At 61.6% G+C, this 20,960-nt stretch carries 19 protein-coding genes and 1 tRNA gene; 16 read left to right on the top strand and 4 right to left on the bottom strand.

The features are described from left to right. Window positions 1-3: 3 nt before the first annotated feature. From ccoG to EJ073_RS32560, 8 genes are all read left to right on the top strand, one after another. A complete protein-coding gene (gene ccoG, locus EJ073_RS24135; RefSeq protein WP_126057791.1) occupies window positions 4-1,563 on the top strand; it encodes a cytochrome c oxidase accessory protein CcoG in 1,560 nt (519 codons plus the stop codon). Next, complete coding sequence (locus EJ073_RS24140) at window positions 1,560-2,057, top strand: FixH family protein (protein WP_126057792.1); 498 nt, start codon at window positions 1,560-1,562, stop codon at window positions 2,055-2,057. The genes ccoG and EJ073_RS24140 overlap by 4 nt, the downstream gene beginning before the upstream one ends. Further along, window positions 2,054-4,327 (top strand): cation-translocating P-type ATPase, encoded by a 2,274-nt coding sequence (locus EJ073_RS24145; RefSeq protein ID WP_126059322.1) that lies wholly within the window; start codon window positions 2,054-2,056, stop codon window positions 4,325-4,327. Before EJ073_RS24140 ends, EJ073_RS24145 begins: the two co-directional genes overlap by 4 nt. Before the next feature lie 5 nt (window positions 4,328-4,332). Continuing rightward, complete coding sequence (gene ccoS, locus EJ073_RS24150) at window positions 4,333-4,488, top strand: cbb3-type cytochrome oxidase assembly protein CcoS (RefSeq protein WP_081714250.1); 156 nt, start codon at window positions 4,333-4,335, stop codon at window positions 4,486-4,488. A gap of 612 nt (window positions 4,489-5,100) precedes the next feature. Next, window positions 5,101-5,445, top strand: a complete 345-nt coding sequence (locus EJ073_RS24155; protein ID WP_126057793.1) for a hypothetical protein — start codon at window positions 5,101-5,103, stop codon at window positions 5,443-5,445. Between the two features lie 280 nt (window positions 5,446-5,725). Next, complete coding sequence (ubiM, locus tag EJ073_RS24160; protein ID WP_185928959.1) at window positions 5,726-6,907, top strand: 5-demethoxyubiquinol-8 5-hydroxylase UbiM; 1,182 nt, start codon at window positions 5,726-5,728, stop codon at window positions 6,905-6,907. Between the two features lie 254 nt (window positions 6,908-7,161). Continuing rightward, window positions 7,162-8,325, top strand: a complete 1,164-nt coding sequence (locus EJ073_RS32555) for a GGDEF domain-containing protein (protein ID WP_245455339.1) — start codon at window positions 7,162-7,164, stop codon at window positions 8,323-8,325. Next, on the top strand, window positions 8,319-8,984 hold the full coding sequence (locus EJ073_RS32560) for an EAL domain-containing protein (RefSeq protein ID WP_245454739.1): 666 nt from the start codon (window positions 8,319-8,321) through the stop codon (window positions 8,982-8,984). Before EJ073_RS32555 ends, EJ073_RS32560 begins: the two co-directional genes overlap by 7 nt. Window positions 8,985-10,437: 1,453 nt before the next feature. On the opposite strand, the gene EJ073_RS24170 is transcribed toward EJ073_RS32560, so the two are convergent. Continuing rightward, window positions 10,438-11,760, bottom strand: a complete 1,323-nt coding sequence (locus tag EJ073_RS24170) for an integrase (RefSeq protein WP_126057794.1) — start codon at window positions 11,758-11,760, stop codon at window positions 10,438-10,440. Window positions 11,761-11,874: 114 nt separating this feature from the next. Continuing rightward, a tRNA-Ser gene (locus tag EJ073_RS24175) sits at window positions 11,875-11,964 on the bottom strand. Between the two features lie 394 nt (window positions 11,965-12,358). Between EJ073_RS24175 and EJ073_RS24180 the strand changes: the two genes are divergently transcribed. The 3 genes from EJ073_RS24180 (at window position 12,359) to EJ073_RS24190 (ending at window position 14,121) form a co-directional block, all read left to right on the top strand. Continuing rightward, window positions 12,359-13,042, top strand: a complete 684-nt coding sequence (locus EJ073_RS24180) for a 50S ribosomal protein L21 (RefSeq protein ID WP_126057795.1) — start codon at window positions 12,359-12,361, stop codon at window positions 13,040-13,042. A 101-nt stretch (window positions 13,043-13,143) separates the two neighbouring features. Further along, the gene (gene rpmA, locus EJ073_RS24185; protein ID WP_126057796.1) at window positions 13,144-13,413 is read left to right on the top strand and encodes a 50S ribosomal protein L27; all 270 of its coding nucleotides are present in this window, start codon (window positions 13,144-13,146) and stop codon (window positions 13,411-13,413) included. 120 nt (window positions 13,414-13,533) lie between these two features. Further along, on the top strand, window positions 13,534-14,121 hold the full coding sequence (locus EJ073_RS24190) for a GNAT family protein (protein ID WP_126057797.1): 588 nt from the start codon (window positions 13,534-13,536) through the stop codon (window positions 14,119-14,121). Window positions 14,122-14,299: 178 nt separating this feature from the next. Here EJ073_RS24190 and EJ073_RS24195 read toward each other — a convergent pair whose 3' ends face one another. Beyond that, window positions 14,300-15,163, bottom strand: coding sequence for an endonuclease/exonuclease/phosphatase family protein (locus EJ073_RS24195; RefSeq protein ID WP_126057798.1), 864 nt, complete (start codon window positions 15,161-15,163; stop codon window positions 14,300-14,302). Window positions 15,164-15,457: 294 nt separating this feature from the next. Between EJ073_RS24195 and obgE the strand changes: the two genes are divergently transcribed. Beyond that, window positions 15,458-16,486: a GTPase ObgE gene (gene obgE, locus EJ073_RS24200; protein WP_126057799.1), complete on the top strand. Its 1,029-nt coding sequence runs from the start codon at window positions 15,458-15,460 to the stop codon at window positions 16,484-16,486. A gap of 2 nt (window positions 16,487-16,488) precedes the next feature. After that, window positions 16,489-17,610, top strand: a complete 1,122-nt coding sequence (proB, locus tag EJ073_RS24205) for a glutamate 5-kinase (RefSeq protein ID WP_126057800.1) — start codon at window positions 16,489-16,491, stop codon at window positions 17,608-17,610. Between the two features lie 85 nt (window positions 17,611-17,695). Here proB and EJ073_RS24210 read toward each other — a convergent pair whose 3' ends face one another. Further along, window positions 17,696-18,211, bottom strand: a complete 516-nt coding sequence (locus EJ073_RS24210) for a hypothetical protein (protein ID WP_126057801.1) — start codon at window positions 18,209-18,211, stop codon at window positions 17,696-17,698. Between EJ073_RS24210 and EJ073_RS24215 the strand changes: the two genes are divergently transcribed. The 3 genes from EJ073_RS24215 to EJ073_RS24225 are packed head-to-tail and all read left to right on the top strand — an operon-like array spanning window position 18,194 to window position 20,896. Beyond that, on the top strand, window positions 18,194-19,474 hold the full coding sequence (locus EJ073_RS24215; protein WP_126057802.1) for a glutamate-5-semialdehyde dehydrogenase: 1,281 nt from the start codon (window positions 18,194-18,196) through the stop codon (window positions 19,472-19,474). The two genes, EJ073_RS24210 and EJ073_RS24215, sit on opposite strands and share 18 nt — an antisense overlap. A 22-nt stretch (window positions 19,475-19,496) precedes the next feature. Continuing rightward, entirely contained in the window at window positions 19,497-20,129 is a 633-nt protein-coding gene (locus EJ073_RS24220; protein WP_245455340.1) for a nicotinate-nucleotide adenylyltransferase, read from the top strand. Then, entirely contained in the window at window positions 20,126-20,896 is a 771-nt protein-coding gene (locus tag EJ073_RS24225; protein ID WP_126057803.1) for a galactosyltransferase Lgt5, read from the top strand. The genes EJ073_RS24220 and EJ073_RS24225 overlap by 4 nt, the downstream gene beginning before the upstream one ends. Window positions 20,897-20,960 lie beyond the last annotated feature (64 nt).

The raw sequence follows: 20,960 nt of genomic DNA on the forward strand, positions 1-20,960 counted from the left end.
CACATGCGTGATAAGACGCAGTTGACACGGCTCGAAACAGAAACTGTCAATTCCGCCAAAACCCGCAAGCCGCTTTATGCCGCGCGTCAAAAGATCTTTCCGAAGCGCGCCTCGGGCAACTTTCGTCGCTTCAAATGGCTGGTGATGACGATCACACTTGGCATCTACTACCTGGCTGCGTGGCTGCCTTGGGCTCGCGGTCCATTTGCCCCGGACCAGGCAGTCCTGCTCGATCTCGCGAACCGGCGCTTCTACTTCTTCTTCATCGAGATATGGCCCCAGGAATTCTTCTATGTGGCCGGCCTCCTGGTCATGGCGGGCGTCGGTCTTTTCCTGATCACCTCGACTGTCGGCCGTGCCTGGTGCGGCTATGCATGCCCTCAGACGGTGTGGGTCGATCTGTTCCTCGTCGTCGAACGTGCGATCGAGGGGGACCGCAACGCCCGCATGAAACTTGACGCAGGTCCCTGGACCGCGCGCAAGCTCATGCTGCGTGTGTCCAAGCACACCATCTGGCTGGTCATAGGGGCGGCGACTGGCGGCGCCTGGATCTTCTACTTTGCCGATGCACCGACGCTGCTCGGCGAGCTCTTCACCGGCACTGCGGCGCCCGTCGCCTACATCACTGTCGCCGTCCTGACGGCTACCACCTACACGTTCGGCGGTCTGATGCGCGAACAGGTCTGCACCTATATGTGCCCGTGGCCCCGCATCCAGGCGGCCATGCTCGATGAAAATTCCCTCACTGTCACCTACAATGACTGGCGCGGCGAACCGCGTTCGCGCCACGCCAAGAAGGTGCTGGCCGCAGGCCAGCCCGTGGGCGACTGCGTCGACTGCAATGCCTGTGTCGCGGTCTGCCCGATGGGGATAGACATTCGCGACGGCCAGCAGCTCGAATGCATCACTTGCGCGCTCTGCATCGACGCCTGTGACGGCGTCATGGACAAGCTCGGCAAGGAGCGTGGGCTGATCGCCTATGCGACGCTCTCCGACTACAACGCCAACATGATGCTGGCGACTGCAGGCGGGTCCAGCTCAGTCAATCCATCGCTGATCAGGACCGCTGATGGCCTGTTCTCCGACAAGGTGGCGCATTTTCACATCCGCAAGATCTTTCGGCCGCGCACCTACGTCTACATGGGCTTGTGGTCGCTGATCGGCCTCGGCCTGCTCTATTCGCTGCTGACGCGCGATCGGCTCGAACTGAACGTATTGCATGATCGCAATCCCCAGTTCGTCACGCTGACCGACGGATCCATCCGCAATGGCTATACCGTCAAGCTGCTCAACATGATCCCCGAGCCGAGGACGATCGTCGTAACCATGCAGGGCCTTGAAGGCGCTGACATGGTCGTCGTCGGCGACGACATCCCCGCAGGCCGTTCCTTCGCCATTCCGGTCGAACCCGACCGCCTGAAAATGCTGAGGGTCTTCGTTCGCCAGCCGGCGGACCAGATCCGCGCTCCGGCACAGACCTTCAAGTTCCGCGTCGAGGACAGAGCCAGCTTTGAGTCGAACGAGTACACCGCCACCTTCAACGCGCCGGAGCCCCTCAGATGACTGCCAATGTACAAAAGCCTCGTGAATTCACCGGCAGGCACATGCTGGTCATCATCCTGGCCTTTTTCGGCGTGGTCATCGCAGTCAATCTGACCATGGCAACGCTCGCCAGCACAAGCTGGACTGGCCTCGTCGTCGAAAACACCTATGTGGCGAGCCAGCAATTCAACAAGAAGGCCGAGGAAGGACGGGCGCAGGCAGCACTTGGCTGGACCGGCAAGCTGACCATCGCATGGGGCGAAGTTCGCTATGGCCTCGCCGACGTCGCCGGCAAGCCGGTTCCCTTGCACGGCGTCAAGGTGCTGTTTCGCCATCCCGCGTACGAGAAGGAGGACAAGTCGGTCACCCTCGCACCCGCCTCGGGCCAGGAATTCGCAGCCCAGCACATGCCGAAGGACGGCGTCTGGATTGTCGAAGTCGACGCCGACGCCGGTCTGGACAAACCGTATCGCGACGTCCGCCGGATCATGATTTCCAATGGAGCGCTGCAATGAGTTGTTGTGCACCGGGCGCCGAAATGGCGCTTGATCTGGTCAACACCGGATCGGTCCTGCCGTCCAGCCAGGAGATCAGGCTGGCGAGCCGATCGCTTGGCGATGATCTTCACCAGACCGATCTTTCAGTACCGACGGTTCATTGCGCAGGCTGCATCCAGACGATCGAGACGGCGCTGGGAAAGCTCGATCGCGTCGAGAGCGCCCGCGTCAACCTGTCGACGAAACGGGTCTCTGTCCGGTGGCGTGGTGACGAGGTCCCACCGTTCGTCGTCGCGCTTGGGCGGCTAGGCTACCAGGCGCATCTCTTCCCTTCCGAGGTCGGCGACAAGGACAGGACGTTATCGGATTTGATCCGCGCGGTCGCGGTTGCCGGCTTTGCGGCGGGCAACATCATGCTGCTTTCGGTCTCGGTCTGGTCCGGCGCCGAAGGTGCTACCCGCGACCTGTTTCACTGGGTCTCGGCGCTGATCGCCATTCCTGCCCTCGCCTTCGCCGGCGGCATCTTCTTCCGTTCGGCCTGGAATGCTTTGCGCCATGGCCGCATGAATATGGACGTGCCGATCGCGGTCGGTGTTTCGCTCGCCTACGCCATGAGCCTCTACGAGACGATCAACCATGGCGATCACGCCTATTTTGACGCGTCGGTATCGCTGCTGTTCTTCCTGTTGATCGGCCGCACGTTGGATCACGTGATGCGCGAACGTGCCCGGACCGCTGTGAAAGGCCTGTCCCAGTTGGCCGCACATGGCGCCATGGTGCTGCGCAGCGACGGCGCGCGCGACTATTTGCCGGTCGGCGAGATCGAACCAGGCATGCGGTTGTTGATCGCAGCCGGTGAGAGGATCCCCGTCGACGGCAAGATCATCCAGGGAACGTCGGATCTCGACTGCTCGCTGGCCTCAGGCGAAAGCACGCCGAAAAACGTGGCGCCGGGCGAAGCAGTTCAGGCCGGCGTGCTCAATCTTACCGGCCCGCTGACGATTGAGGCGACAGCCGCCGCGAAGGATTCGTTTCTGGCGGAAATGGTTCGTCTTATGGAAGCCGCAGAGGGCGGCCGCGCGCATTATCGCCGGATCGCCGATCGCGTTTCAGCGCTCTATGCCCCGGTGGTTCATCTCACAGCCTTCGCGACGTTCCTTGGCTGGATGGCGGTGACCGGCGACTGGCACCGGGCGATAACCATCGCCATTGCCGTTCTGATCATCACCTGCCCGTGCGCGCTCGGCCTCGCCGTACCGATCGTTCAGGTGGTCGCCGCGCGGCGCCTGTTTGAGAACGGCATCATGGTAAAGGACGGTTCTGCCATGGAGCGCCTGGCGACGATTGATACAGCGGTGTTCGACAAGACCGGAACGCTCACGCTCGGCCAGCCCCGGCTGGTCAATGCATCGTCGATCGATCCGGCCATGCTGGCAGTCGCGGGAGACATGGCTACGCATTCCCGCCATCCTTTTTCAAAGGCCATAGCCGGTTTTGCCCATCCCGGCGGGCAGTACAAATTTGATGCCGTCACCGAGCATCCAGGGTTTGGAATCGAAGCCACTGGAGCCGGAAGCACCTGGCGGCTAGGCCGACGCGGATGGGCTGGATGGAGAGCCCGGACCGGTGGTGAAGGCAAACATGGCGGAACCGTGCTGACAAAAGACGGGTTCATTGTCGCGACCTTCGATTTTGAGGACGCGCTGCGCGCAGACGCCAAGGCGGCGATCGGGCAATTGAGCCATGCCGGGGTGTCAGTGGAAATGCTGTCGGGCGATACTGCGGGTGCCTGCGGTGAAGTCGCAGAAATGCTGGGTGTCAAGGACTTCGTTCCGTGCCTGCTGCCATCCGGCAAGGTCGAGCGCATCGAGACCCTGGCGAAAGACGGACACAAGGTTCTGATGGTTGGCGACGGCCTCAACGACACGCCGGCGCTCAGCGCGGCGCATGTCTCGATCGCTCCAGCTACCGCCGCCGACATTGGCCGCAATGCCGCCGACTTCGTATTCCTGCGCGAAAGCCTTCTGGCAGTGCCTCTCGCGCTGGACGTCTCGCGCAAGGCGGGACACCTGATCCGCCAGAACATCGCGATTGCGATCGTCTACAATGCGGTGGCAGTACCAATCGCCATCCTCGGGCACGCCACGCCTTTGTTAGCGGCGATTGCCATGTCTGCCTCATCGGTGCTTGTTATTGGAAACGCATTGCGCTTGCACGGCTTCGGGGCGAATGCGACGCTGCAAGTTATTCAAAAAGTCGGACGCTCCGCAGTCAGCTATTCGGCATAATCCTCGTGACGACGTTGCTCTATCTCATACCAGTGGCCCTTTTTCTGGGTGCACTGGGTGTGTCCGGCTTCGTCTGGGCATTGCGAAGCGGTCAATACGAAGATCTCGACGGAGCCGCCGAGCGGATACTAATTGATCGGGACGACAAACCGGAACGCTGATTTCAATCCGCTGTGCATAAGATGCGCGGATCGCGCTCGTCAGTCGAGCCGGCTCGGTCGGGAACAAGCTGTCCATGCTCCATGCTCCATGCTCCATGACCATCTTGACCTAAGCTGCACACTACATTTGTGAAAAGCCTCTGTCGTGCGAAGGACTGCCTCCCATTGCACCCAGTATGAGGCGGCTGATGCCACGAGAGTACCTCGCGTGGCCGGACGAGAGCTTGGCCATGTGCGCACGGGTTCCAAAGTGGAACGTCACGGTCGATCACCTGACCGTGAACCGCCAGTGCCGATTGGTCATGTCTGGCTGATCCAGATCAGGGTCATACTCATCGGTGTGTTCTATTGACCAGTCTTCGACGGAGAAATGCATGACTTACGGAAAGATTGGTCGTCATTATCAGCACCTTCACGGTTCTGGGTTTTCTGTCGTGTGGTCGGCCATGCCTTGTGCTTACGGCGCAGCCATTAGCTGACCGGCGTCGTGTGTATCTCGCTTGCTGGCTGACCATCCGCGTGGCTGCGCGGACACGGGGGCCGATCAACAGCTTTCGCCTTTGATGGGTTGTGTGCGTCGAAAGTGGCCTTCTTTGGGCTGACTTCGTAGAAATGTTCCAGGGCTCGCATCCAGCGCCGAAGATCCTCGTGATGTCAACGTGCTGCGGAGCATCATCGGGGTTGGGACGTGCGTTTTCGAGATCGATCAACCGTCCGAAGTTGATCATTGGTTCGAGTGACGCGCGCTATTTCGACGACTATGTCGCCGCGTGGGCTTTGCTCTATCGGCGACTGAATTGCAAGGACATCGACATCGAAGCCATGCAGCAGGTTCTTGATGAGATATGCGCGGTCGTGGATAAAAGTTTCCGCTACCTTGGCTGGGATGACGAGAGAGAGCGCTACGTTCGATACCCTCGCAAGAGAGCCCGCTTCGACGTCGTGGAGCGTGAGTAGTATGCGCAAGGGTTCCAGGTGGAATGTGGCGATCGATGCGGCGCGGCCGTGGCTGACCAGCGTCGCGAGTGTCTCGCTTGCTGGCGGCGATCTGCGCGGCTGCGCGGCCAAAGGGCGGGATCGGTTAGCCGCATCCACCTCTGAGCGCTTTGAGTGCTTCGTTGCCGATCGATGCGAATCTCCCGGCCCAGCGCCTTTAGGCAATGCGGCGGCCACGGAGCTCATGTCACTCGGCTCAGTTCCACCGTTACACGAGGATAGGCGACCGGATGGCGGCACGCTGATGGGCTCTGACGATAATTTTGACATCGTTGTCGTTGGAGCCGGCCCGGTCGGCCTTTCGTTCGCTGCGTCGCTTGCCCAAAGCGAACTCAAGGTGGCAGTTGTTGAACAGAACACATTCGATAGTCTGGCGAATCCGGCTTTCGATGGTCGCGAAATCGCGCTGACCAACGCTTCGATCAGAACCCTTCGCGAGCTCGGCGCCTGGGATGTCATCCCGGCTTCGGACAAATCAGCACTTCAAGGCGCGCGCGTGCTCAACGGCTCGAGCGCATTCGCTCTTCGTTTCGATCCTCCCAGCAACTCTGGAGAACCGCTGGGGGTTTTGGTTCCAAATTGCCGGATCCGCGAGGCGCTGTTCAAAATCGTCCGCTTGCAGGATCGCGCCCGGCTGTTGTGCGGCCACTCGGTCGTCGATGCAACAAACAGCCAAGAAGGAGCAGTCGTAACGCTCTCTAATGGCGCGCGTTTAACTGCTCGGCTGGTTGTTGCCGCGGATTCGCGTTTGTCCGCCACGCGTGATCTGCTAGGCATCGGCGCCGATATCAACCGGCTTGGCCACTCGATGCTGATTTGCCGAGTGAGGCACGAGCGCGCCCACCACCAGATCGCCATCGAATGGTTCGATCACCATCAGACGATAGCGATGTTGCCCCTCGCGGAGGGCATGTCGTCGCTGCTGCTCACATTGCGCTCAAACGAGGCCTATAGACTGCTTGCCTTCGATGATGATTTGTTCCTGTCGGAGTTGACGAAACGGTGTCGAGGGCGCCTTGGAAAAATGACCTTGGCAAGCAAGCGCCACACCTATCCGCTGGTCACGACCTGGGCGCACAAATTCCGGGCGCCGAGCGCCGCACTCATCGGCGACGCTGCCATCGGCATGCACCCGGTGACCGCTCACGGATTCAACATCGGTCTCAGCAGCCAGAAGCAACTCGCCCGTGGAATCATGACTGCGTGCCGCGACGGCCGCAATGTTGGCGACCCCGACATGCTGCATATATACGAAAGGCGGCTGCGCCTGTCGGCGGCGCCGCTCTACCATGCAACGAACATATTGATTGGACTCTACTCCAGAGACCACCTGGCGGCACGGCTTGCAAGGCATCTGGGGCTTCGCTTTGCCCAACATGTTCCCCTTGTCCGGCATGGGATATCGGCGGAGCTCCAGCGGTGATACTGCACCAGCAGTCGCATTTTTGCGCGTGCTGGGCGAGCGATGGGAGAGAGTGCATGATGCACCGGAGTAATCCTGCTCCCCGACGCTGATCTCCGATTGAAGAATTAACCCGTCCTTCAGGGGGGCTGCATAGGCTGCGGACAAGCAGGAGTAAGCAAGCTGACCCGTCCAGCCTTGGAAAAGAAGATCCGCTGGAGGCGAGAATCCTTCAGGACCAGCTCGCTGATCTGAGGGCAGGCCTTTTCGTCTCAATGCCGATAAGCATTGTGCTGTCCGGGCTGATTTTGACCGTGCAGGCCCTTTCCGGGAACGGTCTTGCTGGCGCGGCCTGGTTTTCGGTCGTTAATGCGATAAATGCCGCCCGCCTTGCACTCGCCCGTCATCAGCTGAAGGAACCCGGAGTCCAGGATGATCTGACACGGGTTTGGCTGCGGCTTCGCTGGTTTGGCAGGCTTGCTCTTCTGGCGGGATTCACCTGGTCATTCCTTGCCATCCTAACGGCTGGATACACGACGTCTCAAGCATCGCTGCATCTAATAATTCTGGCGGGCATTTCAGCTGGCGCGGTCACGTACGGCAGCTCATATGCTGCGGCAGCGATATGCTTCATCACACCGCCACTCCTCATTGCCGCCGCATGTTTGCTGACGAAGGGAGCCCCGGAAAACTACATTCTGGCTTTTGCCGTCCTGCTTTTCGAGGGCGGCCTGGTTCGATCCTCGTTCGTTGGACAAGCGCGCTTCCGTGACGCGAGCCGCCTGAGACATCAAGCCGAGCGGCTTGCCGCGGAAATGGAGCGCAATTCCAGGGAGGACCATCTTACCGCGCTCCTCAACAGGCGGGGCCTCGAACATGCAATCGATCAGTTTGAGAACACCGATGGACCCTTTGTGGCCATGCTGATTGATCTGGACGGGTTCAAATCTGTCAACGGTACCTACGGTCACAGAACGGGTGACGAGCTGCTTGCCAGGATCGCCCGCCGAATAGAGGAAGAAGCACCGGAGGGCTCAACGCTCGCCCGCATCGGTGGGGATGAATTCGTGCTGGTTTTTTCTTCGCGAAAGAATTCTCCTTCTCCCACCAATCTCGCGTCCAATCTCATAGCCAAGCTTGCTCGCCCCTATCCTGGGATCGCATCCGTCCGCATTGGAGCGTCTATAGGAATCTACTTGGCTGAAAACCCCGGACTGACGGAAATGTTGTTGCGGGCCGACATCGCCCTTTACACAGCTAAGCGCCGCGGCAGGAATGAATTTTGTCTGTTCGGTGCCGAGCTAGCCCGGGAACTGCAACGCCGCCAGTCAATCGAACGCGATCTTCATTCGGCGATAACGATGAGAAGCTTGGTCGCTTGGTTTCAGCCAATCGTAAGACTCGAAACTGAAGCGTCGTCGGTTTTGAAGCCTTGCTAAGATGGTCTCACCCGCTTCACGGTCCCATTTCTCCGCCCGAGATCATGACAGCGGCACGCGAAACTGGAATGCTTCAGCTGCTAACTCAAACGGTATTCGCCGACTGTTGCGCTCTTATCGAGGGCTTGGTCAAAGCTGACCGTCGTGATGTTCGTGTGGCGATGAATGTTTCACCGCGCGAGTTGGAAGCTGGCGATATTGACGAGATGATTCTTAATGGTCTGGCGGCAAAAGACCTCCCTGCAACGATGTTCGACATCGAGATTACCGAAGAAGCCCCAGTGGATCCGGACAGAGTGGATGAAAAGCTCGGCCAGCTTTCACATGCTGGCATTTCTATCGCGCTCGAGGACTTCGGCACCGGTTTTTCGACGTTGGCATCGCTCAAGGACAGTCGGATCAGGAAAGTGAAAATAGATCAGGGCTTCATTCGCGGCTTAGCCAAGTCCCGGGAGAATCGGCTGCTTGTCAAAGCGGTGATTGACCTTGGTAGGACGCTCGGGATCGAGGTCATGGCCGAGGGCGTTGAAACAGAGGCAGATCGGCAAACTCTGTACAAGCTTGGCTGCAGAACCGCGCAGGGCTTCCTGTTCTCTAAGGCAGTGCCTCTCCATTTGGCACTTGATTCGGTAGTAAAAGAGCACGCGAAGGAGTTGTGACCGGCCTCTCCGTCCGTGCTGCTCGCGGAACTTTCATGTGGGGTGGACCTGACGCGCGAAAGCCGTTTCGGACGGTAGAGTTATTACGGGGGCGAAACTGAGCACGTGGTTTGGATAGCAGCAATCCGGTCCACCGGCGCACATGCAGCGGCTTCATACAAGCGTTCAAGTTGCGAGATGAGCTTGAGTGAACGACGTCGGAGAATTGCGTCCCTTGGACGCTGGTTTCGCGGTTCCCGTAGGATTCGATTACGGGAAGCGTTCTTGGCTGCTTCTCGGCTCAGCGCTCATCTGGATGAACAACGTACCCGCGGTCAAGGTTTTCGCGACCTCAACCCAGTCACCATCCCGCAACAGCAGCGGTCGGGTCCTGATCAAGCGCTCAGCCTCAGCACAGGTGCTGGAGCAACGGTAGAGCGCGGAAAACGTGTATCGGAATGCGCTGGCTCACCATAGGAAGCTGCCACGGCATGTCGAATGTCCCCAGGGGCGGGACCGTTCCCTTGCATTTGTCTCGATGACGGGCTCTCAAAGCTAAAGCCAAGAGAGCTTTATAAAAATCGCACCCGATCGGCTGCGCAACGACGACCAGCTGAGGCCCGATCGGGTGCTAAGGTCGTGCCAAAAAAGGCGCGTCACTGTCGCATTTCTAGCCGGCTTGCGATCGGACGTCATCTCTTGGCGATCGTTGCCCCTTCTCTCAAATGCGCTTAGCGGCGCCGACGGCGAATAGCGCAAGCTTTTCCACCCGTTTCTACTCCACTACCGAGACTCGTCACCAACCTCCTTTTATTCGCTTCCATATGGCCCATCCTGTCTCCAATCGAGGAGGAGCGCGAACATGGGCCAAGCCGTAGAACGTCTCAGTCTCGGGAATTCTTCTGCTCGCCAAACTGCCGTTGTCACCGGCACCATATTTGGCAGGGTGACAGTGAACGACAAGATATCAGGCGTTCTTGTCTGGGCTGAACTATGCTTGCAAGCCATAACCCAAAAATCGCCGATCCCTTTGAATTCGAGCCGGATGAATGGGTGTTTCAAAATTTTTGGCGGTTTTAGGCAGAACCCTCCGATGGCCCGCGTACCGGTCAAGCTTCGTGAGCACTTTAGGTTCGTCGATCAGGCATAGGTTTGTATCCCATGCCACATGCTGGCCGTTTGCCTAGTTCGGAAGCCCTCGAGAGGCGTTGCTCGTCTTGGTATGGCGTCGCCCCTTTTTCCGATCCATCGGCCACGGAGCTAGAATGCTGTCTAGCTGTTGCCGCCTACTTGGTCATCCGGCATGGAGATGCCTATATACCGACCTTCGAAAGGCTGGAATACGAGGTCGAACAAATGCGGCGGAAGCTCGGAAATCGCGAGCGAGCGCAGCGCGTGCTGGCCACGCTCAACCTAAATGGCTCGGACAGCTGGAGCCGTGAGGTTGGTTCTCAAGGCCTGGATGGCGCCGCAATCACATTCGCCCGGGCGGGGTAAAAGCGATTTTTTGAAGCCACTCGCGCTTTTGCGCTAACGAAGGTCCCGCGCCGTATTTGGGCCGGATCCATTTGTGGCCCATCAGAGAAGCAATTACCTTCTCCGGCGCCTCAACTGCCGTCAGCCGGTCCTCGAAAGTGTGTCGCAGGCTATAAAGACTATGCTCGGAAGTCGGCAGAAGTTCCTTGCTGGCGAGCACCTTGTTGACGAGCGCTGAAAGTGACGCGGCCTTGTCGCGATAACGAGGAAAGCCGTCCGGATGGAGCTTGATGGCTGCAAGTGCGCCGCCAACCAAGGGAATGTCACGGGCTGAATGACCGGTCTTCAAGCGACGGCCATTGGGGCGCACCCGCACATGCGGGATTTCTTGATCGAGGTGGATTGTTTCGGTGGTGAGGTTTGCCGCTTCAGAAAGCCTGAGTCCGGTATCGGCAATCACATAGATTAGATGGCGGGCTTCGTCATTGAGTCCGTCGAGCGCGCCTTCAGCGAGTATCTTCTCCTGAATGAACTCCGCTGTGAACGCAGCGCGTTGCCCGGGGACGGCGCCGGAAAGACGCAGGTTTCGAAAAACCGGCTCCAGCTTGAGCTGGTGAGTCAGATCGACGACGCGCAGCATTTTCGAAACATGGCCGATGTCCTTGTTGGCCGTACCGATATCAAGTCCATCCTCAACGATCCGCTTTTGCCACCACTCGCGGAACGCGATTGCGTCGTCCCGAGTGAGGCTTGCGATCTCCTTGTCGCCAATGACTCCAACCAGATTGGCAACTGCGCGCTTTTTGGGGTTACGCCATTTCTTGATTTGGTTAGGCGACATGGTCAGCAAGTTCTGTTGCTCGATCGTCTCGAATTCCTTGATAAGACCGCTCAGGCGGACCGCTGGCCGCTTCTCCCCACCCATGACGGCCGAGACGTCCTGCGCGTCCTCGATCGATTTTTTGTCGAGGAGCAGCTTGATACGGGCCATGAGTTCGTCGAGCGGCCCCGCTGCTAGTTCCTCGTTAGAGCGATAGGCCAATCCAAATGACCGCGCGCGCTTCCTCGCGGCTTCGAAACGCAGCCCCGCCTCGGCGGATTGGCCTTCCCGCAGTCTACGCCAATACGCCTCCAGCCCCGCGCCGAGGCTTTGCACTGCATCTCGCGCCCGTACACCGCGGGGATCGTCAGCCACGGCGACGCCCGTGGAAATGCGTACTAGGCAGCGGCGATCAAACGCCGCGAATTCCTTCGGCACCCTGCGGACGAGATACCAGATGCCTTCACGTTTATGCGGCTTTGGCGCTGCGGAACGTCGCATTATCTTTCTCTAATGTTACACAGTTTGTTACACAGTCTAAGATAAGTTTCGCTTCGCGCTGGTCAAGCGCAACAAGGAAGCTTTTGAAAGGAAACGATTATTATGGAAGCTAAATGGCGGAGAGGGAGGGATTCGAACCCCCGATGCCCTTGCGAGCATGCCGCATTTCGAGTGCGGTGCATTCGACCACTCTGCCACCTCTCCGCGGTCATGGTCGGCCGTTGCCGGCGCGGCGCACTAGATAACGACTGGACGTAAAGGTTACAAGGCCAAATCTGCCGGATGAGCGGCTTCTTTGACGCGGTGTCGATTTGGTCACGGCCAGGCGGCTCCGACGGGCCGGCAGACGGCCAGTCCGCGAGCGTCATGGTCCGCCTCGCATGCGGGCGGCAGCCGGCCCGGGCCTCGCGAACTGCCGGACGTTCATGGTGTCGGCTGCTTGCCTTGACTTTGACCGGACCTTCGGTTAGGGAACGCGCGCAATCGGCGTGGAGGGTTCTTCCGCGCCGCTTGTTTTTTGAACCCGCAGACTGACAAAAAGACGGCCGATCCGCTCGATGCGGCTCATCGAGGCCGACCGAACAGCGAAAGGCAAAAAATGTTCGCAGTCATCAAAACGGGCGGCAAGCAGTACCGCGTCGCCGCCAACGATCTCCTGAAGATCGAGAAACTCGAAGCCAAGGTCGGCGACATCGTCGAGATCGGCAATGTGCTGGCGCATGGCGAGGGCGAGAACGTCACCTTCGGCGCGCCGTTCGTCGATGGCGCTCTGGTCACGGCCGAAGTCGTCGAACAGGGCAAGAACCGCACCGTCATCGCTTTCAAGAAGCGCCGCCGGCAGAATTCGCGCCGCAAGATCGGCCACCGCCAGCTTCTGACCACCGTCAGGATCGCCGAGATCCTGCTGGGTGGCGCAAAGCCGGCGAAGAAGGCCGCCGCCAAGCCGGAAGCCAAGGCCGAGGCTGCTGTCGAGGCGAAGGCCGAAGCCGCTCCGAAGGAGGCCAAGGCCAAGAAGGAAGCTGCTCCGAAGGAGGAAGCCAAGGCCGAAGCCGCTGCTGCGCCGCTGTTCAAGGCGCCGAAGGGCGAGCCGGACGACCTGACCGTGATCAAGGGCATCGGCCCGGTCGCCGCCAAGGACCTCAACGAGCAGGGCATCATCACCTTCGCGCAGCTCGCCAAGCTCTCCGACAAGGATGTCGCCAAGATCGACGAGCACATGCCGTTCAGCGCCGACCAGATCAAGGACTGGCGCGAGCAGGCCAAGGAGCTGGCGAAGAAGTAAGGCGCATCCGGCGAAACGATCGCCGGATCGGACTTGAAACGGAACGCGAACGCGTTCATAAGACCATTCAAACGCCCTCGCGGCGTATCGGAGTTAGTTAGATGGCACACAAGAAAGCTGGCGGTTCGTCGCGCAACGGTCGCGACTCGCACTCCAAGCGGCTCGGCGTGAAGAAGTTCGGCGGCGAAGCCGTGATTCCGGGCAACATCATCATTCGTCAACGCGGCACCTCGTGGCATCCGGGCACCAACGTAGGCATGGGCACGGACCACACCCTGTTTGCGCTCGAAGCCGGCGCAGTCGCCTTCAACAAAAAAGCCAACGGCCGAACCTACGTCTCGGTGAACCCGATTACCAAAGCAGCGGAATAGCCGGTTTCCGCACCACAACACCGGCACCCATCTCGGGAACCGGTGTCTGGCCAGGCCAGGAAAAGGATCAGGGGAGATGGGTTTCCATCTCCCCTTTTTTCTTTGCCTGGAGGACTGAAAATGGTTGCCGAAGCGGAAGACACGGACGACGAAAGTTACGCGATAGACTGCCCGGTGCTGGCCACCGAGCGGCTGGTGATGCGCGCCCCGCGCGACAGCGACATCGGGCAACTGGTGGCGCTCGCCGACAATCGTCACGTGGCCGAGATGCTGGTTCGCATGCCGCATCCCTACGGCGAGGCCGAGGCACGCGCCTTCCTCGCCATGGCAGCGTCGCGCCGCGCCGGCATCGTCTACGCGCTGACGCTTGCCGGCACCGGCACCTTCGTCGGCTGCGCGGGGCTCAACACCACCGATCGCGGGCTGGAGCTCGGCTATTGGATCGGTGAACCTTACTGGAAGCGTGGCTACGCCACGGAAGCGGCGCACGCGCTGGTCGACCTCGCCTTCCAGAGGACCTCGATCCAGGTGCTGCAGGCCTCGACCCGGGTCATTAACCCGGCCTCTCGCCGGGTCATTCACAAGTGTGGCTTCCAGTATGCCGGCCAGGGCATGCTGAACTCGATCGTCGCCGGCCAGGTGCCGGTCGAGCGCTACCGGCTCGATCGCAAGACGTGGACCAGCTTGCGCAACTGGGTCCACTTTTGATGTGTGCCGATATTCAGGTGAGGCCGGTCTGCAAACGTTGGTTTCCTGTGCTTCCGGTGCTCACGTGCCTCAAGCACGCTCCGCTCCGGTTCTCGGAAACCAGCGTTTTCGACTCGGCCTGACCTGAATCTCGACACACATCAGCGCATCGCTTCGACAGTTCGGAAAGTTTTCCAGGTCAATCCAATTCGGCCCAGACCGGCAGATGGTCCGAACCCACCGCTTGCCGGTCGACCCAGAGGCGCTTCAGCGATCTGGCGAGCGAGGCGCTGGTGAAGATGTAGTCGATGCGCTTGTGGCGGCTCGCATCGTCGGGCCGTTTCGGGTCGACCCAGGTGGCGAGATCCGGGACGCCGAGGCGCTCCGCGACATCGACAGCGAGATCGGCGGTGAGCGGCATGCCGAATTCGTGGTCCGGGCGGCCGGCAAGGTCGACATATTCGGGCGAGCCGGGCAGCATGTTGAAGTCGCCCATGACGATGAAGGCTTCCGGGTAGGGCAGATCCGGCAGGCCGATCTCGGGAATGCCGGAAAGGCCGCCGCCCTCCAGCGCATAGTTCAACAGGCGCTGACGCAGGAACCGGATCTGGCTTTGACGTTCGACAGGGCTGCGATGGTCGAGATGCGTGGAGTAGAAGCGGATAAAGCCGAGCGGTGTCTCGATCAGCGCCTCGAGCGCGCCACGCTGGAAATTCATCGCCTCCAGGCTGCGGCTGCGCGGAAGGAGAAGGTTGCGCGACAGATGAATGGGTGTCTTCGACAACACCATGTTGCCGAGCTGGAAGGTGGTCGTGATGGCGCGGCCGGCCTCCAGGCGCGAGCTGATATTGACCTCGAAATTGCTGCCATAGGCGGCAAAGTAGTCAGGCAGCGCCTCGCCGAGTTCGGCCACCATGTCGCGGTTGTTGTTCCTGGGGTTGTTGCGGGTGACCTCCTGCAGCGCGATCACGTCGGCGCCGCGCACGGCATCGGCGATGCGGGAAACATCGTAACGGTCGTCGAGACCTATGCCATACTGGATGTTGTAGGTGACAAGCTTCATTGCCGCGCCCCTTCAGTCCCGCCCGCCAACAGTGCTACCGCGTCCTTTGCAAAAGGGCATCCGGCGCTTTAGTCGCAAATCGGCCTCGCGCTGTGCCCCGCCTTGGTTTAAGGCATGTCGAGATTCAGGTGATGCCGGCCTGCAAATGCCGGTTTCCTGCGCTTCCGGTGCTCGCGTACTCAAATACGCTCCGCTCCGGTTCTCGGAACTCGCCATTTTCGGCTCGGCCTGACCTGAATCTCAACATGCCTTAGAGCAATCGCTCAAGGCCATCAGCAGAAACTCGAAACGACGATGAAATTTCTCGACCAGGCAAAGGTTTATATCCGCTCCGGCGACGGTGGCGCCGGCTCGGTGTCGTTCCGGCGCGAGAAGTTCATCGAGTTCGGCGGGCCGGATGGCGGCGATGGCGGCCGCGGCGGCGATGTCTGGGCGGAGGCGGTCGACGGACTGAACACGCTGATCGACTATCGCTATCAGCAGCACTTCAAGGCCAAGACCGGCACGCACGGCATGGGCCGCAACATGACCGGCGCCAAGGGCGCCGACGTCACGCTGAAAGTGCCGGTCGGAACCCAGATCTTTGCCGAGGACAATGAGACGCTGATCTGCGACATCACAGTGGTCGGCCAGCGCTTCCTGCTTGCCAAGGGCGGCAATGGCGGCTTCGGCAACCAGCATTTCAAGACCTCGACCAACCAGGCGCCGCGCCGCGCCAATCCCGGCCTGCCGGGCGAGGAGCTCAGCATCTGGCTGCGGCTGAAGCTGATCGCGGATGCCGGCCTGGTCGGCCTGCCCAATGCCGGCAAGTCGACCTTCCTCGCCGCCGTCACCGCCGCCAAGCCGAAGATCGCCGACTATCCCTTCACCACGCTCTATCCCGGCCTCGGCGTCGCCCGCATCGACGGCCGCGAATTCGTCATCGCCGACATCCCCGGGCTGATCGAGGGCGCGCATGAGGGCGTCGGTATTGGCGACCGGTTCCTCGGCCATGTCGAGCGCACGCGCGTCTTGCTGCATCTCGTCTCCGCCCAGGAGGAGAATCCTGGCAAGGCATACAAGACCGTGCGTGCCGAGCTCGAGGCCTATGGCCATGGGCTGGCCGAGAAAGTCGAGATCGTGGCGCTCTGCCAGATCGACATCCTCGACGCCGAGGCGCGCAAGAAGAAGACGGCCTCGCTGAAGCGCGCCGCCGGTCGCGCGCCGATGCTGTTGTCGGCCGTCACCGGCGAAGGCGTGGAAGCGGTGCAGCGCGCGCTGATGGCTGTCGTGGCCGAGGCGCGCGACGCGGTTCCCGCTCCCGTCGACACGCGCTGGCAGTGACCATGCAGTCGCTGAAGAAATACCGGCGCATCACCGTCAAGATCGGCTCGGCGCTGCTTGTCGACCGCGGCACGGGGCTGAAGCGCGACTGGCTGGATTCGCTGGCCGACGACATTGCGGTGCTTGCCCATGGCGGCGCCGAAGTGCTCGTCGTCTCCTCGGGCGCGATCGCGCTCGGCCGCACTATCCTCGGTCTTGGAAAGAGGGCGCTGAAGCTGGAAGAGAGCCAGGCCGCCGCCGCCGTTGGCCAGATCGCGCTCGCCGGTGCCTGGTCGGACGCGCTCGGCAAGGGCGGGCTGAAATCCGGCCAGATCCTGCTCACGCTCGGCGACACCGAGGAGCGCCGCCGCTACCTCAACGCCCGCGCCACCATCTCGACGCTGCTCAAGATGAAGGCGGTGCCGGTCATCAACGAGAACGATACGGTCGCGACCTCCGAAATCCGCTATGGCGACAACGACCGGCTGGCGGCGCGGGTGGCGACGATGATGGGGGCCGACCTTTTGGTGCTGCTCTCCGACATCGACGGGCTCTACACGGCGCCGCCGGCCAGGGATCCGCAAGCCAAATTCATCCCGGTGGTCGATCGCATCACCCCCGACATCGAGGCGATGGCGGGTGCCGCCGCCTCCGAGCTGTCGCGCGGCGGCATGCGCACAAAGCTCGACGCCGGCAAGATCGCCAATGCGGCCGGCACCGCCATGGTCATCACGTCGGGCACCAGGCTGTCGCCGCTGATGGCGATCGAACGCGGCGAACGCGCCACTTTCTTCAAGCCGAGCACCAATCCGGTGAAGGGCTACAAGACCTGGATCGCCGGGCAGCTCGAACCGGCGGGACGGCTCACCGTCGATGCCGGCGCCATCGGCGCGCTGCTATCGGGCAAGTCGCTGCTGCCGGCGGGCGTCAAGCTGGTCAGCGGCAATTTTTCGCGCGGCGATACGGTGGCGATCCTGTCGCCCGAGGGCCGCGAGATCGCGCGCGGGCTGGTTGCCTACGACGCCGCCGATGCCGTAAGGATCGCTGGCCTGAAGACGGCCGAGATCGAAACCGTGCTCGGCTATGAGGCACGCTCGGCGATGATCCACCGCGACGATCTGGTGGTGAGCGGCGCCGCCAACTGAGACGTGGCCCGCGATTATGGGCGCTCGGGCTCCGGCGGCCATTGGGGTGGATTGCGGTACCTTTCCTCAACATCGCGTTGCGTTTTCAGCAGCTCGCTGCAGCCCCCATCTCTGTTTCGATGCCGGCCTTGGCTCGTCGGTCGATCTCGGTTTGAGCAATGCCCGTATCGTCTCCGGCAACGGCGTCGCGAATAAGTTCGTCGGTTGTCGTTACTTTCGCGGGGGCATCGCCCTTCGCCCTCTTTTCCATCTCCGCTTCAAGCCGAGCGCGCGGCCCACATCCGTGAAATTCCTCGACAACGATGGCGATCCGAGAGGGCGGTGTCGCCGGCGCGCCGCAATAGCGCTCGGCAAGCGCCAGCTGCACCATCAAACTGTACATAACCATGGCCTTGCCGTCGGGGCTCTCCCCGGGCTCGAGCTTGTCGTCGCAGTAATCGGCGGCGCGTAGGGCTGTCGGCGCCAGCATCGCGCCGAGAGCAAACAGGATTATGGCGCTCTTCATGCTGCTCCCCCAAATTTGCAGCCATTGCCGCGAGGGCCGGCCGCGTGTAAATCCACCAAGCTTCACCGGAGCGGTCAAATGCTGAACAAACACCAAGGCGAAGATGTAGCCAGTTTGATGGCACGGACAGGCCGCCAGGCGCGCGCCGCGGCCCGACCGCTGGCCATTGCCACCACCGCCGCCAAGAACGCCGCGCTTGTCGCCATGGCCGAAGCCATTCTTCGCAACGAGCAGGCGATTCTCGACGCCAACGCAATCGACGTCTCGAATGGCGAGGAATCCGGCCTTTCCGGTTCCTTCATGGACCGGTTGAAACTGACACCGTCGCGCATCGAGGCGATGGCCGACGGCATTCGCGAGATCGCCGCGCTAAAGGATCCGGTCGGCGACGTGATCGCAGAATGGGACCGGCCGAACGGACTCCACATCGAGCGAGTGCGCACGCCGCTCGGCGTCGTCGGCGTCATCTATGAAAGCCGGCCGAATGTGACGGCCGATGCCGGCGCGCTCTGCCTCAAGGCCGGCAATCCGGTGATCCTGCGCGGCGGCTCGGATTCGCTCAATTCGTCGGCGGCGATCCATGCCTGTATGGTAGCGGGGCTGAAAGCGGCTGGCCTGCCGCAGGATGCCATCCAGCTGGTGCCGACCACCGACCGCGCCGCCGTCGGCGAGATGCTGAAGGGCCTCGGCGGCAATCTCGACGTGATCATTCCGCGCGGCGGCCGCAGCCTGGTCGAGCGTGTTCAGAGCGAGGCGCGGGTGCCGGTCTTTGCCCATCTCGAAGGCATCTGCCATGTCTATGTCGACCGATCGGCCGATCTCGACATGGCGGTGACGATCGCCGTCAATGCCAAGATGCGGCGCACCGGCGTCTGCGGCGCGGCCGAGACGCTGCTTGTCGACCGCGCGGCGGCGGCGACCCATCTCGTGCCCATCCTCGTAGCCTTGCGGGCGGCGGGCTGTGAGATCCATGCCGACGGAGAGGTGCTGAAGGCGTTCTCCGACGCTAGTCCCGCGACCGATGCCGACTGGGTGACCGAGTATCTCGACGCCATCATCGCGGTGAAGCTGGTCGATGGCGTCGCGGGCGCGATCGAGCATATCGAGACCTTCTCCTCGCACCACACCGAAGCGATTCTCGCCGAGGACACGCAGGCGGTGGAGCGCTTCTTCAACGAGATCGATTCGGCGATCCTGCTACACAATGCGTCGACGCAGTTCGCCGATGGCGGCGAGTTCGGCATGGGCGCCGAGATCGGCATCGCCACCGGCAAAATGCACGCGCGCGGGCCGGTCGGCGTCGAGCAACTGACCTCGTTCAAATACCGCGTGCGCGGGTCGGGACAGGTGAGGCCGTGACGTTTTTCGCCGGAAGAGCCTGATGCTGTCCTCTTCCGAGCCCGCCGTCCCATCGCACTATCTACGCATGCCGCATGCCGGCAAAGGGGTTGCGGTTGGCCTGTTCGGCGGCTCGTTCAACCCGCCGCATGCCGGACATGCGCTGGTCGCCGAGATCGCGCTCAGACGCCTGGCGCTCGACCAGCTGTGGTGGATGGTGACGCCGGGCAATCCGCTGAAGAGCACGCGCGAGCTGGCGCCGCTCGCCGAGCGCATCGAACTCTCCGAAAAGACAGCCCGCAACCCGAAGATGAAGGTCACCGCCTTCGAGGCCGCGCATCATTTCCGCTTCACCGCCGACACGCTGGCGCTGGTCAAGGCGCGCAATCCCGGCGTCGACTTCGTCTGGATCATGGGCGCCGATTCGCTGCGCGCCTTCCACCGCTGGCAGCGCTGGCGCCAGATCGTCATGACCTTCCCGATCGCCGTCATCGACCGCCCGGGCGCCACGCTCTCCTTCCTGTCCTCGGTGGTCGCCAAGACCTTCGACTATGCCCGCGTCGACGAGGGCGACGCGCCGCGCCTAGCCCGCATGAAGGCGCCGGCCTGGACCTTCATCCACGGCCCGCGCTCGTCGCTGTCGTCGAGCGCCATCCGCAAGCTGGCGAAGCCATGACCGATCCCGGACTGCCCGCGGTTCATGCTTTCTGGATCGGCGGGCCGCTCGGGGCAATGCACACCGCCTGCCTGAAGTCCTTCGTCAGGGCAGGCCACCGCACGCTGCTGCATGTCTATGACGACCCCGGCGACGCGCCGGCTGGCGTCGAACTCGTCGATGCGACAAGAATCCTGCCACGTGAGCGCATCATCAGGCATCGCAATGGCGGCCTGGCGCTGTTCGCCGACATCTTCCGCTACAAGCTCCTGGCCACCGGCGCCGAGATCTACATCGACTGCGACATGTATTGCGTGCGGCCGCTGTGCCGGCGACCCTATCTGTTCGGCTGGGAAAGCGAGACACGCATCAACAATGCGGTGCTGAGCCTTCCCGTTGGCTCGCCGATCCTCGCCGATCTGGTCGAGACGGTCGACCACCCTAAGCGGTTTCCCGAATGGTATTCGTGGACCAAGCGGCTGCGCTTCGGCGCTTTGCGGGCGCTCGGTAGGGTGAGGGGATTCCAGGACCTGCCGCATGCCTCGATCGGCCCACCCCTGCTGACCTATCTGGCGCGCAAGCACGGGCTGCTGGGCGAGGCTTCGCCGGTGGATGTGTTCTATCCCAATGTCGAGGGCGCTGGCACGCTGCTAGATCCCCGGAAATCCATCGCCGATGTGGTGAAGCCGGAAACGCTGGCGATCCATCTTTGGCACGGCTCGCTTTGGAAGCTGCGGCTGGCCGATGTGCCGCCGAGCTCGCCGTTGGGCGAAATTCTGGCCATGTGAGGTCGGCGCCGCTGCCCGTCCGGCGATGTCGCTTTTGCGGCGGCCTTTCGCCGTGCGGTGGGCG

The organism is Mesorhizobium sp. M4B.F.Ca.ET.058.02.1.1 (genome assembly GCF_003952505.1).
Classification (GTDB): Bacteria; Pseudomonadota; Alphaproteobacteria; order Rhizobiales; family Rhizobiaceae; genus Mesorhizobium.

Excerpts from the sequence above, each read along its gene's own strand:
- EJ073_RS32555 (WP_245455339.1), top strand. The coding sequence starts at position 7,162 with ATGCCGATAAGCATTGTGCTGTCCGGGCTGATTTTGACCGTGCAGGCC.
- EJ073_RS24195 (WP_126057798.1), bottom strand. The coding sequence starts at position 15,163 with ATGAAGCTTGTCACCTACAACATCCAGTATGGCATAGGTCTCGACGAC.
- EJ073_RS24145 (WP_126059322.1), top strand. The coding sequence starts at position 2,054 with ATGAGTTGTTGTGCACCGGGCGCCGAAATGGCGCTTGATCTGGTCAAC.
- rpmA (WP_126057796.1), top strand. The coding sequence starts at position 13,144 with ATGGCACACAAGAAAGCTGGCGGTTCGTCGCGCAACGGTCGCGACTCG.
- EJ073_RS24155 (WP_126057793.1), top strand. The coding sequence starts at position 5,101 with ATGTTCCAGGGCTCGCATCCAGCGCCGAAGATCCTCGTGATGTCAACG.
- EJ073_RS24215 (WP_126057802.1), top strand. The coding sequence starts at position 18,194 with ATGCTGAACAAACACCAAGGCGAAGATGTAGCCAGTTTGATGGCACGG.
- proB (WP_126057800.1), top strand. The coding sequence starts at position 16,489 with ATGCAGTCGCTGAAGAAATACCGGCGCATCACCGTCAAGATCGGCTCG.
- EJ073_RS24220 (WP_245455340.1), top strand. The coding sequence starts at position 19,497 with ATGCTGTCCTCTTCCGAGCCCGCCGTCCCATCGCACTATCTACGCATG.
- EJ073_RS24180 (WP_126057795.1), top strand. The coding sequence starts at position 12,359 with ATGTTCGCAGTCATCAAAACGGGCGGCAAGCAGTACCGCGTCGCCGCC.
- obgE (WP_126057799.1), top strand. The coding sequence starts at position 15,458 with ATGAAATTTCTCGACCAGGCAAAGGTTTATATCCGCTCCGGCGACGGT.
- EJ073_RS24225 (WP_126057803.1), top strand. The coding sequence starts at position 20,126 with ATGACCGATCCCGGACTGCCCGCGGTTCATGCTTTCTGGATCGGCGGG.
- EJ073_RS24140 (WP_126057792.1), top strand. The coding sequence starts at position 1,560 with ATGACTGCCAATGTACAAAAGCCTCGTGAATTCACCGGCAGGCACATG.
- ccoG (WP_126057791.1), top strand. The coding sequence starts at position 4 with ATGCGTGATAAGACGCAGTTGACACGGCTCGAAACAGAAACTGTCAAT.
- EJ073_RS24190 (WP_126057797.1), top strand. The coding sequence starts at position 13,534 with ATGGTTGCCGAAGCGGAAGACACGGACGACGAAAGTTACGCGATAGAC.
- EJ073_RS24170 (WP_126057794.1), bottom strand. The coding sequence starts at position 11,760 with ATGCGACGTTCCGCAGCGCCAAAGCCGCATAAACGTGAAGGCATCTGG.